This is a genomic window from Paenarthrobacter sp. YAF11_1 (genome assembly GCF_052113445.1).
In the GTDB taxonomy this organism is placed as follows: Bacteria; Actinomycetota; Actinomycetes; order Actinomycetales; family Micrococcaceae; genus Arthrobacter.
In genome coordinates this window covers 58976-73895 of record NZ_JBFRDF010000005.1, presented here as the reverse complement: position 1 = coordinate 73895, position 14920 = coordinate 58976, and the positions used below count along the sequence as shown (strand labels likewise).

The 14920-nt window shown below is 63.4% G+C and carries 13 protein-coding genes and 1 pseudogene; 4 read left to right on the top strand and 10 right to left on the bottom strand.

The annotated features are described in order from the left end of the window. Window positions 1-225 precede the first annotated feature (225 nt). The 6 genes from AB4Y77_RS10195 to AB4Y77_RS10170 form a co-directional block, all read right to left on the bottom strand. Window positions 226-1059, bottom strand: a complete 834-nt coding sequence (locus AB4Y77_RS10195; RefSeq protein ID WP_442013829.1) for a sugar phosphate isomerase/epimerase family protein — start codon at window positions 1057-1059, stop codon at window positions 226-228. Window position 1060: 1 nt separating this feature from the next. Beyond that, on the bottom strand, window positions 1061-2182 hold the full coding sequence (locus AB4Y77_RS10190; protein ID WP_311214048.1) for a Ppx/GppA phosphatase family protein: 1122 nt from the start codon (window positions 2180-2182) through the stop codon (window positions 1061-1063). An 89-nt stretch (window positions 2183-2271) separates the two neighbouring features. Beyond that, window positions 2272-2706 (bottom strand): SseB family protein, encoded by a 435-nt coding sequence (locus AB4Y77_RS10185; RefSeq protein ID WP_311214049.1) that lies wholly within the window; start codon window positions 2704-2706, stop codon window positions 2272-2274. A gap of 66 nt (window positions 2707-2772) precedes the next feature. Beyond that, window positions 2773-5496 carry a type I DNA topoisomerase gene (gene topA / locus AB4Y77_RS10180; RefSeq protein WP_311214050.1) on the bottom strand — a complete coding sequence of 908 codons (2724 nt, stop codon included), beginning with the start codon at window positions 5494-5496 and terminating at the stop codon, window positions 2773-2775. A gap of 125 nt (window positions 5497-5621) precedes the next feature. Beyond that, window positions 5622-6332, bottom strand: coding sequence for an ArsR/SmtB family transcription factor (locus tag AB4Y77_RS10175; RefSeq protein ID WP_311214051.1), 711 nt, complete (start codon window positions 6330-6332; stop codon window positions 5622-5624). Between the two features lie 7 nt (window positions 6333-6339). After that, the gene (locus tag AB4Y77_RS10170) at window positions 6340-7989 is read right to left on the bottom strand and encodes a DUF7059 domain-containing protein (protein WP_442013828.1); all 1650 of its coding nucleotides are present in this window, start codon (window positions 7987-7989) and stop codon (window positions 6340-6342) included. 92 nt (window positions 7990-8081) lie between these two features. Here AB4Y77_RS10170 and AB4Y77_RS10165 point away from each other — a divergent pair, with 92 nt between their 5' ends. Then, window positions 8082-8525, top strand: coding sequence for a hypothetical protein (locus AB4Y77_RS10165; protein ID WP_442013827.1), 444 nt, complete (start codon window positions 8082-8084; stop codon window positions 8523-8525). Window positions 8526-8589: 64 nt separating this feature from the next. Continuing rightward, window positions 8590-9120 carry a hypothetical protein gene (locus tag AB4Y77_RS10160; RefSeq protein WP_442013826.1) on the top strand — a complete coding sequence of 177 codons (531 nt, stop codon included), beginning with the start codon at window positions 8590-8592 and terminating at the stop codon, window positions 9118-9120. Window positions 9121-9127: 7 nt separating this feature from the next. Here the strand turns inward: AB4Y77_RS10160 and trhO are convergent, their stop codons facing one another. After that, window positions 9128-10024 carry an oxygen-dependent tRNA uridine(34) hydroxylase TrhO gene (trhO, locus tag AB4Y77_RS10155; protein ID WP_442013825.1) on the bottom strand — a complete coding sequence of 299 codons (897 nt, stop codon included), beginning with the start codon at window positions 10022-10024 and terminating at the stop codon, window positions 9128-9130. A 160-nt stretch (window positions 10025-10184) separates the two neighbouring features. Here trhO and AB4Y77_RS10150 point away from each other — a divergent pair, with 160 nt between their 5' ends. Then, complete coding sequence (locus tag AB4Y77_RS10150) at window positions 10185-10880, top strand: GNAT family N-acetyltransferase (RefSeq protein ID WP_442013824.1); 696 nt, start codon at window positions 10185-10187, stop codon at window positions 10878-10880. Between the two features lie 91 nt (window positions 10881-10971). Further along, window positions 10972-13314, top strand: coding sequence for a DEAD/DEAH box helicase (locus tag AB4Y77_RS10145; protein WP_442013823.1), 2343 nt, complete (start codon window positions 10972-10974; stop codon window positions 13312-13314). Here AB4Y77_RS10145 and AB4Y77_RS10140 read toward each other — a convergent pair. The 3 genes and pseudogenes from AB4Y77_RS10140 to AB4Y77_RS10130 form a co-directional block, all read right to left on the bottom strand. Further along, window positions 13277-13711, bottom strand: coding sequence for an Rv3654c family TadE-like protein (locus tag AB4Y77_RS10140; protein ID WP_442013822.1), 435 nt, complete (start codon window positions 13709-13711; stop codon window positions 13277-13279). The two genes, AB4Y77_RS10145 and AB4Y77_RS10140, sit on opposite strands and share 38 nt — an antisense overlap. Then, window positions 13708-14151 (bottom strand): TadE family type IV pilus minor pilin, encoded by a 444-nt coding sequence (locus tag AB4Y77_RS10135; protein WP_442013821.1) that lies wholly within the window; start codon window positions 14149-14151, stop codon window positions 13708-13710. Before AB4Y77_RS10135 ends, AB4Y77_RS10140 begins: the two co-directional genes overlap by 4 nt. 110 nt (window positions 14152-14261) lie before the next feature. Next, window positions 14262-14414, bottom strand: a pseudogene (locus AB4Y77_RS10130) (DUF4244 domain-containing protein); the annotation flags it as partial. Between the last annotated feature and the right edge of the window lie 506 nt (window positions 14415-14920).

The following is a 14920-nucleotide window of genomic DNA, read 5'->3' as shown; positions in this document are numbered from 1 at the left end:
GTAACTTAGTAGTTACCTCATTGAGGGTGCGAGTGATGAGGCGGGCATGGGGATGTCCGCCACAAGCACCGGTGGCCGGGCGGGTTTTCCCCCATTTCCCGATTCGGCCGCCGGTGCTTTCGCTTTTAAGCACTGCCGCGGCCGCGCCAAACCCGCAGTTGCCCGCCTGACACACCGGTGTGGGCGCGTCAGGCGAACAAGCCCCAGGACCAGCGTTCGACGCCGTTAGTTGTCTACGCTGCGCAGGAGCGGAACGCTGAGGTGCTGCCGCGCGAAGCGCAGGGTTTCCGCCAGCATTTCCTCACGCTCCCCCGCTACCTTCGCCTTGCGGGTTGAAATCTCCGCCACCACCACGCCGTCGAAACCCGTGGATGCCAAGTGCTGGAGGGCGTCCGCGCACTGCTGCGTACCGGTACCGGGCACCAGGTGCTCGTCCTTGCCTGACCCCGACCCGTCCGTGAGGTGGACGTGCCGGAGCTTGCTGCCCAGGGCCTTGATGGCTTCCAAACTGTTGGCCCCGGCAGTGGCTGCGTGCGAGAAGTCCCACGTGACGTCGTCGTAATCCTGGCCCAGCGGATCCCAGTGCGGCAGGTAGGCCACCGCTTCCCGGCCGCGGACACGCCATGGGTACATGTTCTCCACGGCGATATGCACCTGGTACATGGCCGCGATCTCCCGGACGCCTTCCACGAAGTTCTCTGCGTAGTTGAACTGCCAGCGGAACGGGGGATGGACCACTACGGTGTCGCAACCAACATCCGCGGCCATCTGGCACGACTTCTCAATCTTGTTCCACGCAGTGCCCCACACCTGTTGCGTCAGCAGCAAGGTGGGCGCGTGGATGGAGACGATTTCCTGGTGGTAGCGGTGGCTCAACTGGATCAGGGCGTCCGGGTTCTGACTCACCGCGTTGTTGGTGACCATCACCTCCACGCCCTCGTAACCCAGGTCCTGCGCCACGGCAAAAGCGTCGTGGACGCTCAGGGGGTAGACGGACGCGCTGGACAGCGCTACGGGGATCTGGCGGTCATTCACTTCAGGTTCGACGTCGTTGCTCATCTCAGGAGGCCAGCCCGCCTGCCACAGGGGCTGGGATTGGTGCAGGGGACGGGGTATTTACGGGGACAGGAAATTCCCTGACTCCGGGGTGGGAATCATCAGTATCCACCGTCTTGGCACCGTCCTTGGCTGCTTTCTTTTTTGACTTGTCCTTCTTCCGCTTGCCCACGTGGGGAGCGGGATCCAGGGCCTCTTCGAAGACCAGCTGGTCAAGCCGCCGCAGGATCAGGCCTTCCCGCAGCGCCCACGGACATATTTCCATGGTGGGGAACTCAAAGAGCTCCAGCGCGGCCTCGGCCACCAGTGCGCCCGCCAAGAGTTGGCGGGCACGGGCATCCGAGACGCCCGGGAGGTACAGCCTGTCCTCCACCGTCATGGCGGAAATGCGCTGGGCCCAAAGACCGAGGTCCGCTGCGTGGAGTTCGCGCTTCACGTATGGTCCGGCTGCGCTGGGAGCGGCACCGGCGATACGGGCCAGCGAACGGAAGGTCTTGGAGGTGCCCGCTACCAGGTTCGCGCGGCCCAGTTCGTGGAAATTGCGGACCACAGGTTTCAGGGTGGAACGGATGTAGCGACGCAGTTCCTTGACGCTTTTGGCTGTTGGAGGATCATCGTGCAGCCAGTCCCGCGTCAGGCGGCTGGCACCCAGGGGAACGGAGGTGGCGAACTCCGGGAGTTCGTCCGTTCCGTAGGCCATTTCAAACGAGCCGCCTCCGATGTCCAGGTCCAGGATGGGCCCTGCGCCCCATCCATACCAACGGCGGACGGCGAAGAAGGTCATCGAGGCTTCTTCGCTGCCCGTCAGTTCCTGGAGGGTCACCGTGGTTTCGTGTTTCACCCTGGCCAGGACTTCCGGGCCGTTGGTGGCCTCGCGGATGGCCGACGTACAGAACGCCAGGAGGTCCTCCGCTTTGTGGCTGGCCGCGAACTCCCAGGCTTCCAGCACGAACTCGATGAGCTCGTGCTGGCCGGCGTCGTTGATGTTGCCGTCACCGTCAAGGTATTGCACCAAGGACAGCGGACGTTTATGGGATGCGAAAGCCACCGGGCGCGCGCCCGGATGAGCATCCACAAGAAGCAGATGGACGGTGTTGGAACCGATGTCTAGAACGCCAAGACGCATTCTGCCATTATTCACCGATTCGAAGCCCGCGAAGCAACTTGGCGACGACGTTTCGTCGACGGAAGGGTGGCCGAACGGTGGGGCCGGCCCTATTCCGCGGGCTGCCCTGCTTCGTCAGCACGCTTGAAGTCACGGCGGATATTGGCGATGCCTTCGGGATCAATTTCGAAGCCAAACTCGCTGCCCGGGTTGATGACCATGCCCAGTTCATCACCGATGTTGCCCAGGATCGCCGAGCCCATGGTGCCCAGGACGTGCGGGGCTGCTTCGAGGAAGCGCTCATCGACGCGGCTCGGGTGGCTGAAGACTGCAAGGACGGGTTGGCCGTCGGCGTTGGAAAGCACCAGCGGCTCCACCGACGAGTCCGGGCCGTCCACGGCTTCGGAGCTGACCAGGTAGACCTCGTTGTTGAGGAAAGCGAGGATGACATCCACCGGGTTGGCGTCCGGCTGTTCGGCCGAGGCGAGCTTCGCCTCGAGGTCGTTCAAGGGTTCGTTGTCCGGTGAAACGGTCTGTTCAGTCATGGTTCTACTCGACCACGATGCCGGCCGGGACGCAATTCGCGCATGCTGTCCCGGCCTTCGGTGAAGCTACTTCTTGGCTGCGGTCTTCCTCGCCGGTGCTTTGCGGGTGGTGGTCCGCTTGACCGGGCCCTTGGCCCGCTTTTCTGCCAAAAGTTCGACGGCGCGTTCCCGGGTCAGTTCCTCCAGCGAGGTGGTGCGCGGGACCGTGATGTTGGTGATGCCGTCTGTGATGTAGGGGCCGAAGCGGCCTTCCTTCACCACGATGTTCTTTTCCGAAACAGGGTCCGGGCCGAACTCGGCAAGCGGCGGTACAGCCGCACGGGCGCCCCGCTGCTTGGGCTGCGAATAGATCTCCAGTGCCTGTTCCAGGGTGATCGTGAAGATTTCCTCTTCCGATCCGATGGAGCGGGAATCCGTGCCCTTCTTCAGGTACGGACCAAACCGCCCGTTCTGCACCGTGATGGGGTTGCCTTCAGCATCCTCACCGAGGACGCGCGGCAGGCTCATGAGCTGCAGCGCCTCGTCCAAGGTGACCGAGTCCACGCTCATCGACGCGAACAGCGAACCTGTGCGCGGCTTGGCCTTGACGGGCTTCTTGGGCGGCTTCGGCTTGCCGTTCTTGTAGTACTCAACGGGCTGGTTGGCCAACTGTTCCTCGGTCATCTCCGGGATGATCTCGGTGACGTAGGCTCCGTAGCGGCCGTTCTTCGCCACCACGGTGTGCCCGGTGTGCGGATCAGCGCCCAGGACGCGTTCCTCCGGGGCAGCAGTCTCCATGAGCTCAATGGCCTTGGCGGCCGTGAGCTCATCGGGAGCAAGTTCCTCGGGGACGTTGGCCCGGGAGGACTCAACTACCTCGCCGGTCTTCTCGTCGATGGTCGGGATCGAGCTTTCCAGGTAGGGCCCGAACTTGCCGACGCGCAGTGTGATGCCTTCGGCGATGGGCACGGAGTTGATCTCGCGGGCGTCGATTTCGCCGAGGTTGTTCACGATGCTCAACAGGCCGGGATCGGCGTCTTCACCGTAGTAGAAGTGCTTGAGCCAGGCAGCGCCTGCGGCCTGGCCATTGGCGATCTTGTCCAGGTCGCCTTCCATGTCCGCGGTGAACTCGTAGTCCACGTAGTCCGTGAAGTGCTGTTCCAGCAAACGGATCACCGAGAAAGCGATCCAGCTCGGTACCAGGGCGGAACCCTGTTTCCGGACATAACCGCGGTCCTGGATGGTGGAGATCGTGGAGGCATAGGTGGACGGACGGCCAATGCCACGCTTTTCCAGTTCAGCAGTCAGCGATGCTTCGGTGTACCGCGGCGGAGGTGACGTTTCGTGGCCAACAGCCAGGATGTCCGACGCTTTCAGGGAATCGCCCTTGGCAACGTTCGGCAGGCGCCGTGCTTCGTCCGATTCCTCGTCCCCACGGCTCTCGTCCTTGCCCTCTTCGTAGGCGGCCAGGAAGCCGGGGAAGGTGATGACAGTACCGGAAGCCGAGAATTCGGCGTCGCGTCCGTCAGCGGCCACCGCACCGAGGCGGATGGTGGCGGTGGAGCCCTTGGCGTCGGCCATCTGCGAGGCGACGGTGCGCTTCCAGATGAGCTCGTACAGCCGGAACTCATCGCCGCTCAACTGCTTGGCCACCTGTGCCGGGGTGCGGAAGGAGTCTCCTGCGGGACGGATGGCCTCGTGCGCTTCCTGGGCGTTGGCGGCCTTGTTGGCGTAAACGCGCGGGCTCTGGGGCACGTACTCGGGGCCGTAGAGCTCTGCCGCCTGGCGGCGGGATGCCGTCAGGGCCTCATCGCTCAACGCCGACGAGTCGGTACGCATATAAGTGATGTAGCCGTTTTCATACAGGCGCTGGGCTACCTGCATGGTGCTCTTGGAGGAGAAGCGGAGCTTGCGGCCGGCTTCCTGCTGCAGCGTCGACGTGGTGAACGGTGCAGCCGGACGGCGGGTGTACGGCTTGGTATCTACGGAGCGTACGCGGAATTCGGCGTTTTCCAGGCCCGAGGCCAAGGACGTGGCGAGTTCCTCGTTGAGGTGCACCACGGTAGAGGAGGTGAGCTGGCCGTTGTCATTGAAATCACGGCCGCTGGCAACCTTGGAACCGTCCACAGCTGCAAGCTTGGCCTTGAAGGAACCCGAGTCGGCACCGAACTGGCCCGTCAGGTCCCAATAGGACGCTGCCCGGAAGGCCATGCGTTCACGTTCGCGGTCCACCACCATGCGGGTCACCACGGACTGCACACGGCCAGCCGAGAGCCCGCGGGCAACCTTGCGCCACAGGACAGGAGAGATCTCATAGCCGTACAGGCGGTCGAGGATGCGGCGGGTTTCCTGGGCATCCACCAAAGCGGTGTCTACATCGCGCAGGTTATCCATGGCACGGTGGATGGCTTCCTTGGTGATTTCACCAAAGGTCATGCGATAGACGGGAACCTTGGGCTTCAGGACCTCCAGGAGGTGCCACGCGATGGCCTCGCCTTCGCGGTCCCCATCGGTTGCGAGGTAGAGCGCATCAGCGTCTTTCAGCTGGGCCTTGAGCTCGGCAACCTTTTTCTTCTTGTCCGGGGAGACAACGTAGTACGGCTTGAAGTCGTTTTCGATGTCGACGGCGAACTTGCCCAGCGAGGTCTTCTTCAGTTCTGCAGGGAGATCAGACGGCTGCGGGAGGTCCCGGATGTGGCCGATGGAAGCCTCGACGATGAAGCCTTCGCCAAGGTACTTGGCGATGGTCTTACTCTTGGCGGGAGACTCCACGATCACGAGTTTCTTGCCGGTTTTTGCCTTGCTGGGCACGGTGCTCCTACAGAAAAAATGTGTAATTGGGCTGCTGCCCATATTGGCCTAGTTCACCATAGTTTGCAGAATCCTGCGTTTTGGTACGGAAACCAGGGCGGTCATTCGGTGACCGGGCCGGAGGGTTATTGCCCGGGTGCCACGCGGTCATCCGGGATCATTGACCACAAGGTTGCCACACGTTCGGCACCTTCGGGAATCTGCGTGGGATCCTCGAGCTCGTACTCCCTTACTACCTCGCGGATTCTGTCCGCCAGTTCCTTCCGTTGCGGGTTGGTGAGATAAAGCAGGTTGCTGGAGAGGACCACCGATACCGGCTCGTCTCCCCCTTCACCGCGCTGGCGGCGTTCCCCCCGGGCTTTGGCGAAGGCCGAAGCGCGTCGACGGAATGCATCGAGCTCCAGGTCAACCACGGCAATCTCGGGGCTGGCGACGCTGCCTCCCGAAATGGTGAAGTCCGTTCCGGCCGCTTTCCAACGCCGCTCACGTGCATCGCCGGCATTTTCTGCCGGTGCCACGATTCCCCATTTCTGGAGGGCGCGGAGGTGGTAGCTCATGGCGCTGGGGGTGAGGCCGGTCCGGGCAGCGAGTTCGGTTGCTGTGTGGCTCACCTGGGTGGCGTAAAGCTCTGAGATGACCTCGATGCGGGCAGCGTGCGCCAAGGCACGGATGGCCTTGGGATCGGTGATCTCAACCGTCGTCTCGGCCCGCTTCCGCCGCGGAACGTCGCCTGACGTTTGGGATGTCTCGTTGTTCGCAATCACTTGATCAGTGTAGTCAGGGTCACTTGCGGGACCATCGGAGTTCGTCTCCGGCGGCGTCGCGTCGCTGCTCATTCGCTGCTCATTCGTGGGTCTGCGCTGGGTCCGGGAGCAGGAAACCCTCAAGGACGAGGTTGGTCACGTCCCGGTAAAGGCCCTCCCTGAAAGCATCCTCGTCAAAGTCCTCGCCCCCGCCCAACAGCGACACCAGGGCCGCGACGATTTGGCGGACCGACAACTGTCCGTCGCAGGCAGAGGCGAAACCCGCGAGCTCCGTGCTGAGCAGATTGGTCCTTCGGAGGCCTGCCCCCTGCCTCAGGAGAATGACACCGGGGTGGGCAGCTCCAGGTCGCTGGTGGCGTTCTTCGGTCACGTCCTCCGCCACTACCAGATGTGCTTCGGCCACCGGGTTGGCGGCCACCCAATCGGCCCGTTCCACGGCCGCGCCCAGATGTGGCCCGATGGGTTGTTCAAGGGGATAGGTGATCTCTTCGAAGCGGTTGATGACGGGTCGGTGTCCGGGCTCGGGACGGCGCAGCCAGATCATGCCGAAGCCAACCCCCTCGACATTCCTGGAGGCAAAGTCATCAAGGTAGGCGGCGTACGACTCCTTGTACTGCTCACGGTCACGGTTCTGCGAGGCATCCTGCAGCCAGGTCTCGGCATACTGTTCCGGATCCACTTGCTCGCGCTGGATGAACCACACGTCAAGCCCCGAGTCCTTAAGCCACGCAGTGGGACGGTCGTTCCAGTCCGACCCCTCGGAAACCTCCCAGTTGCCCAGCATTTGCGCTGTGCCCCCAGGTTCCAGGACGTTGGCGAGGGATTGCACCAGCGCCGCCACGATCCCGTCACCGGGAAGTCCGCCGTCACGGTAGGTGAACTGGTCCGACGATGATTCCCCTCCCGTCCTGGGTGTGATCACGAAGGGAGGGTTGGACACCACCAAGCCGAACTGTTCGCCCTCCACAGGTTCCAGGAGCGATCCCAGGCGCAGGCTCACCCGGCTTTCCAAATCCTGGGGATCCAGCTCAAGCTCCGCCGCGTTCAGCAGCAGGTTGAACCGGGTAAAGGCCAGAGCCCTCGCGGAGATGTCCGTAGCTGTAACGTGCTCGCAATGGTGCAGGAGGTGGAAGGTCTGGATCCCGCACCCGGTCCCCAGGTCCAGGGCGCGTTTGGTGTGTTGCCTGAAGGTGGTTTGGACCAGCGTTGTGGAGGCACGCCCGATGCCCAGGACGTGGTCATGACGCAGGACTCCCGGCTGCTGGTGGGCTGCGAGGTCACTGGCAACCCAGAGCTCGGCACCGCCACTGCCGTCTGCGTTCGCATCCCAACCGTAGGGGCGCAAGTCCACCGTGACCCGGACGACCCCAGCATCCACGGCGGCCAGGCCGAGTTCCACGAGTCCTTGGGTACGGATTCCGGGCAGGGCGGAGTCGACGTCAGCCACGGACTGCGGGATGGCGAGCAACCAGAGACGGACAATCACAGTCAGTGACCGGACAGCAGGATCCGGCGAGTCCAGCAGCCGCTCTGTGGCAAGGAGTGCCGGAACCACTTGGTCCCTGCTGAGCGCTGCTGAGGCCGGCTCCCCCAGCAGGGCAGCCACGCCGTCCACGGTGTAGGAGAGGGCGCGAAGGTCCCCGGCAAGCACCTGGAGCAGCCCGGGTTGGTCGCTGCGGGGAGCATCGTCAGTGTTGCCGGCGGTAAACAAGAATGCTGTGTCAGTCACCCTGCAAGTGTAGGTGCGGCCCGCTGGGCCGGGCGGTGCCGTTCCGGGCTATGTGGACAAAGGACGCCGCTGGAACCCGGTAGCGTGGAATCATGCTCAACTTCTCCTCCACAAGGCGCCGCGCGGGCCTTGGTGCCCTGGCCGCTGCTGTCCTGCTGGGGGTCAGCGCCTGCCAGGCGCCGGTCAACATCGCAGACGCAGACGTTCCCGCCTGGAAGGAAAAGGTCCTCCCGGCAGCAAGCGGTGCGGTCCTTGAGGACTCCGGCAAGATCCTCAACCGGGACCCCCTGGTCAAGGAATCGCCCAGCGTGCCCGCCGGGACCTATACCCTCACCATGGCGTGCGACGGCGGCGGCAAGGCCTACTTCGCAGTCTCCTTGAGCGGAAACAAAATCGCCGATGCGGCTGCAGCATGCAACGGCAGCCTCGATGTGGTGAAAATCAAAGTACCTGCCGCCGGCCCTCTCAACATCTCGACAAACAGCGTCGATGCCCCACTGATCTACGCATATCACCTGGCTCCGACGGCAGTCTAGAAGGCCCCGGATTCTTCCACCGACAAGTCTTCAGACAATGGCCGCCCGGGCGTAAAGTCAGTCCATGGGCAGCAAGGCAGCTTGCTCGGTGATCTCACAGCGGCTGGCGAGGGCCGCCGTCGTGCTTCTCGTTGTCCTGTGCGGCGGCATAGCCGGTTGCGAATATACCTACGAGGACGGTGGCAGGCCGGAGGCCACCCCCACCTCCACTGCAGGAAACGTCGCACTTCCGCCCGATCCGGCCCTGGAAGAAACGGTCACCGGCGAAGCCCTTGAAGAATGGGCGAAGGCTGCGTTGCCTGAGTCGCAAGGTCAGTCGTTCTACTCGAGCAGCGGCTACCTTAACCCCGGTGAGTCCAAGTCCGAGCAAACGGTGCAGCTGCCCGGAGGAACATACGCCGTGACTCTGGCATGCCGTGGTACCCGCCGGGTGACGTTCGCCGTGACGTTGAACGATGTGGCCCTGGTGGACCTGACGTTGGGGTGTGCCAACGCGCGGGTAAGCGTGGTTCAGCTGGACAAGGACGCCGTCCTGTCCATCACCGTCGGTTCCAGGTCCGATGCCAATTTTGCCTACCGGGTAAGCAGGCTTTGAGGCCGCACTACGCGGCTTCGCAGCCTCCGGGGCAGCGCAGCGTTTCCGGGCTTGAGGCACATTCGGCACAGTACAGCGTCAGGGTACGGCAGCTGAGGTTGGAGCAATTCTCGAACTTGTTGGTGGGAGCCGCGCAGCGGACGCATTCGCCGATGGTTTTGGCGTCCTCGCTGAACTCGACGTGCATGCGCTTGTCGAAGACATAAAGGGAACCTTCCCAGAGCCCCTTGTCCTTGAACGTTTCTCCATAGCGGACAATCCCGCCATCCAGCTGGTACACCTCTTTGAAGCCCCTGTTGACCATCAGGCTGGACAAGACCTCGCAACGGATTCCACCGGTGCAATAGGTGACCACCGGTTTATCCTTGAGGTCGTCGTACTTGCCCGAGTCAAGTTCCTTGATGAAGTCGTGCGTGGTGTCTACGTCCGGAACGACCGCATCCTTGAACTTGCCAATCTGTGCCTCGAAGGCGTTGCGGCCGTCAAAGAACACCACGTCCTCGCCACTGGACTTCCTGGCCTCCACCAGCGCGTGGAGTTCCTCCGGCTGCAGGTGCTTGCCGCCGCCCACCACGCCGTTGTCGTCAACCTTCAGTTCCCCGGGAGCGCCGAACGACACGATTTCATCGCGGACCTTGACGCTGAGGCGCGGGAAATCTGCGGCGCCGCCCTCGGACCACTTGAAGTCGATCCCATGGAAGCCCTTATATTCACGCGTGGTCTTCACGTACTGCTTCATGTTGTTCAGCTCGCCGCCCACCGTGGCATTGATGCCGTCCTTCGATATGAGGATCCGGCCGGTGAGGCCCAGTTTTTCGCAGAGGGCGCGCTGCCACAGACGCACGGCGTCGGGGTCGGCGATCGGAGTAAAGCCATAGAAGAGCACAATTCGGTTCAAAGCCACTATTCAAGGGTACTTGGTGCAGTAAAATCGCCGGCCGGACACAACTTCCTGACCGGCCGGCGGAGCGCCTGCCGGTAGGAGAAGTCACAATTCCATAAGCAAGCATTCCGGGGCTGATCCGGCTCTGTTGCTTCATGGTGCGCTGGCATACTCTCTCTACATGAGTCCAGACGCCTTGGTTGAAGATATTGCGCATCTTTTGGAAGTCTGGGTAGCCGGCTGGTCCGGCTGCCGCGGCTATGAATCACGTCTGGAGGGCCGCTTCCCAGCTGCACTTCGTGCCGACAAAACCGGTGACTGGGAGTATTTTGCCCATGATCCTTCGGACGAAGAGTTCACTGCCCTGGCGGGCAAGACCGCAGAGGCTCCCACTCGGATCCTGACGGTCCTCACCAACGACGTCCAACGCTACAAGTACCTGGCTGAACAGCACGGGCTGACCGTGACGTCGGCATCGCAAACCATGATGATCGTGGACATGGAAACCCAGGATTCCGAGGATCCGTGGCTGCCCGACGACGACCTTGAACTCGCCACCTCCGAATCCAACGGAGTCCACTACGCCGTGGTCCATTCCGGCGAGCAGGTGGCTGCCAGCGGACGGGTCTTCGTGGTGGACCGTACCGCCGTCTTCGACAAGATCGTCACCGAACCGGACTTCCAGCGCCGTGGGCTGGGAAGCTTCATCATGAAGGCCCTCGCCGCCCAAGCGTTCTCGCATGATGTGGAGAACGGGCTTTTGCTGGCATCCCTTGACGGCCAGAAGCTTTACTCCCATCTTGGCTGGGACGTGGTGTGCCATGTGCTCATGATGTCCTCCAGCGGCACTGAAGGGTCCGACCTTTCAGGGGCGTAACTTCCCGGTCCGACGGCTGATTGAGCCAGGTTCGACGGCGGCGCCCCCGGGTGCCGCCGTCGGCCTGCCCGCGCAGTGACAGAATGATTCGGTGGCTGCACCTCATTCATTGATCTCCTTGCTGGGCCGGACGCCGGACCCGGAGCAGCTGCGCCATGTCCACACCATCCCCGCAAGGAAGGCCGTCAACGAGCCTTGGCCGGACTGGGCCCACCCCGACGTCGTGGGGGCCTATGAGGCCCTGGGTATCCACGAACCGTACCGGCACCAGGTCCAGGCCGCGGACCTCGCCCACTCCGGACAGCACGTGGTTATCGCCACTGGAACCGCCTCCGGAAAGTCGCTCGCCTACCAACTGCCGGCTTTGGACGCGATACACCGTTCCGAGTTGCGGGTCCTGGCCGACCCCGGGAAGATCCACGACGACGGTGCCGTCACCCTGTATTTGTCCCCCACCAAGGCACTGGCGGCCGACCAGCTCGCGGCGATCCGCGCGCTGAAACTGCCCACAGTACGGGCAGAGACATACGACGGCGACACCGACGTTGCATCGCGCCGTTGGATCCGCGATCACGCGAACTTCATCCTGGCCAACCCGGACATGCTGCACTTCGGAATTCTGCCCAACCACACCTGGTGGGCAAAGTTTTTCCGGCGGCTGCGCTACGTGATTGTGGACGAAGCCCACAGCTACCGTGGTGTCTTCGGCTCCCACGTGGCCAACCTGATGCGGCGCCTCCGACGGATCTGTGCCTACTACGGTGCAGGAAACACGTTCCCCGAGCCGGTATTCATTGCGGCATCTGCCACGGCATCTGACCCCGGGGTTTCCTTTGGGCGGCTCATCGGCGCCCCCGTCCGGGAGGTTTCCGAGGACTGCTCGCCTCATGGTTCCACCACGGTTGCTTTTTGGGAGCCGGCGCTCACAGACGTCAAGGGGGAGAACGGAGCTAAACAGCGGCGGACCGCCGTTGCCGAAACAGCGGACATCCTGGCAAACCTCGTTTCCTCGCGAGTGCGGACCATCGCGTTCATCAAGTCGCGCCGCGGGGCCGAGTCCATTGCCTCCATCACCAAGCGACTCCTGGACGAGGTGGACCCCAGCTTGCCAGGGCGGGTTGCTGCCTACAGGTCCGGGTATCTGCCCGAAGAGCGGCGGGCCTTGGAGCAAGCCCTGAGGTCCGGTCAACTGCTGGGCGTTTCCAGTACCTCGGCCTTGGAACTGGGCATCGACATTTCGGGGCTCGATGCTGTGCTCGTGGCTGGATGGCCGGGCACGCGGGCTTCGCTTTTCCAACAGATTGGACGGGCCGGGCGGGCAGGGCAGGATGCCATCGCCGCTTTTGTGGCCAGCGACGACCCCTTGGACACGTACCTGGTGAACCATCCCGAGGCCATCTTTGACGTGTCCGTGGAAGCCACAGTCTTTGATCCCGGCAATCCGTACGTGCTTGGTCCCCACTTGTGTGCCGCGGCCGCTGAGCTGCCGATCGGGCCGGCCGAGCTTGACCTCTTTGGCCCCACCTCCGAAGGGCTGCTTGACCGTCTTGTGGTCCAGGGGTACCTCCGCAAACGGCCCGCAGGATGGTTCTGGACCCATCCGGAGAGTGCTGCCGGGATGGTGAACCTCCGGGCGGACGGAGGCGGTCCGGTGAGCATCGTTGATGCTGAAACAGGATCGCTTCTGGGGACCATGGATTCTCCGCAAACCCATTACCAGGCCCACACAGGTGCGATCTACGTCCACCAAGGTGAGAGCTACCTGGTGGAGGACCTCAACGAGGCCGACCACTGCGTCATGGTGCGCCGGGTCAACCCCGACTTCTACACCACTGCGCGCGACGTCACCCAGATCGAGGTCCTCGAAACGTCGCGCTCGGTCCAATGGGGCGACATCACCGTGCATTTTGGCGACGTCAAAGTGACTACACAAGTTGTCTCCTTCCAACGCAAGGCTTTGATTTCCAACGAGATCCTCGGTGAAGAACCCTTGGAGCTGGGTGCCCGGGACCTCTTTACCAAGGCCGTCTGGTTCGTAGTGGATAACCGCTCGCTTCACGGGGCAGGTCTGGTGGAAGCAGAGTTCCCAGGGGCACTTCATGCGGCAGAACACGCTGCCATTGGGCTCCTTCCCCTGGTTGCCTCCAGTGACCGCTGGGACATCGGCGGCGTGTCCACTGCCCTGCACGCCGACACCGGTGTGCCCACGATTTTCGTCTACGACGGACATCCAGGCGGCGCCGGATTCGCTGAGCGGGGCTTTGAAAAAGCCAAGATCTGGTTGACGGCTACCAAAGAAGCCATCCAGGCCTGTGAGTGTGAGGCCGGCTGCCCGTCCTGCGTCCAGTCCCCCAAGTGCGGCAACAAGAACAATCCGCTGGACAAGGCAGCCGCCATCACGCTGCTGGGTGTGTTGCTGAAGGACGCCAGCTAGGCCCCCACAGGTCAGCCCTGCGAACACTGGCGGCTACGGGGGGCGGCCCTGCCCGCGCCCGTCCCGTGGCGACTCCCCAATCGAAGGGATGCGCCAACTCGGTAACCACGTCAGCTACGGTCCCTCCGGTCATTGTGCAGGATGTGACTGTTGCATCGTGCCGCGCTGCCACATCGGATGCCACCGCGCACGGTTCCCCTGAGGTGAGGCCCCTGGCAGCATCGGCGGCCGCGAGCGCAGCCAGGTCTGCAGCGGACGCAGCCTTGGACGCCATGACCCCCGCCTGGGTCAGCAGGAGTACACCAACGAGCAATGCCATCACTACTGCACCCAGCGTCAGCGCGAGAACTGTTCCCGCCCCGCGCTCAGGATGGACAGGCCGTGGAAACAGGTTCATGGGATGCCAGCCCCTGAACCGCCTGATTCGGCACCAGCCCCCGAACCCGCTGACTCTGCGCGGGCGGAAGCCGTGGCCGACAACGTCCAGGGGATCAGCGACCCCAAGCCTCCGCCTACCCGCGACGTGGCTGTCACCGTGAGCCACCCGGCGTCGTCGGTGACGGAGGAGCTGACGCCGTCACCGGCAAGCCGCCTCACGATTCCTTCCACGGCACCACCCGTCTCGCCCCGCGCGGAGGCCCGTGCTCCTGCCGTAGCGGCTTCCTCCAATCGCAGTTGTGTGAGTCCCGCAGCGCCGCCTGCCAGCAGAAATGCCAAGAGCAAGACCACGGCCGGCAAGGCAACGGCGAACTCCGCAGTCACGGCGCCCGACTCCTCCTCGCCCGCCTTCTGGCTGGACGGTGGTCCTGCCAGCTGGCTGGATGATGATCCGCCCATCCGGCTGGATGATGGTCCGGCCTTCTGGCTGGATGGTGGCCCGACCATCTGGCTGGATGGTGGTCCGGCGCAGGCAGCAGATGACCTCCCGTCGGCAGGCAGCACGTGCGTCATGGCAAGGACAGGGCCGTGCGAATCAGGTTGAGCAGGAAGCCGCGGACTTCTTCGCTCCGAAGGAGGACCACCAACAGGCCTGCGAGGCCCACTGCTGCGAGGGTAGCAATGGCGTACTCGGCCGTGGCCATTCCGCTCTCCGAGCCCGGAACCATTCCCCGTGTGCGGAGGCGTTCATGGCTCCCCCACAGCTTCCTCCCATGATGCCGCCATGGCCGCCTCCGCAGCGAACTCTTGTCCCGGAGGTCTTCCCGGTTCCGCACGGCCAGGGCACCGTGCGACGTAGTGAGTTGAAGGTCCGTTCCGGTGGCCCGGAAGCCGGCTTCGCCGAACCCTGAATCCTTGAATTCCTCGAGTTCAAACTGCTCAATGCCAAGGATCCTCGTTCCAGGCTTCCCGATAAGGGCGGATCGATCCGGCGTGGCTCGATCCGGGCCAGCAGCACGACGGCCCTGACGGCGGCCGGTTTCGGCCCTGAATAGTGTTCTCACAATGGGGTTCCTTTCAAAAAAGCCAGCGGGTCCGCCGACTGATTCGACTCTTCCGTGGCTCGGCGCTGCCCGTAAGAAGGGGATTCCTCCAAGTGGATAAACCCGGCGATCACACGATGTGGAGGGAGAGTGGGCGCTGTTCGCAGCCCACTCTGCGCCGATCT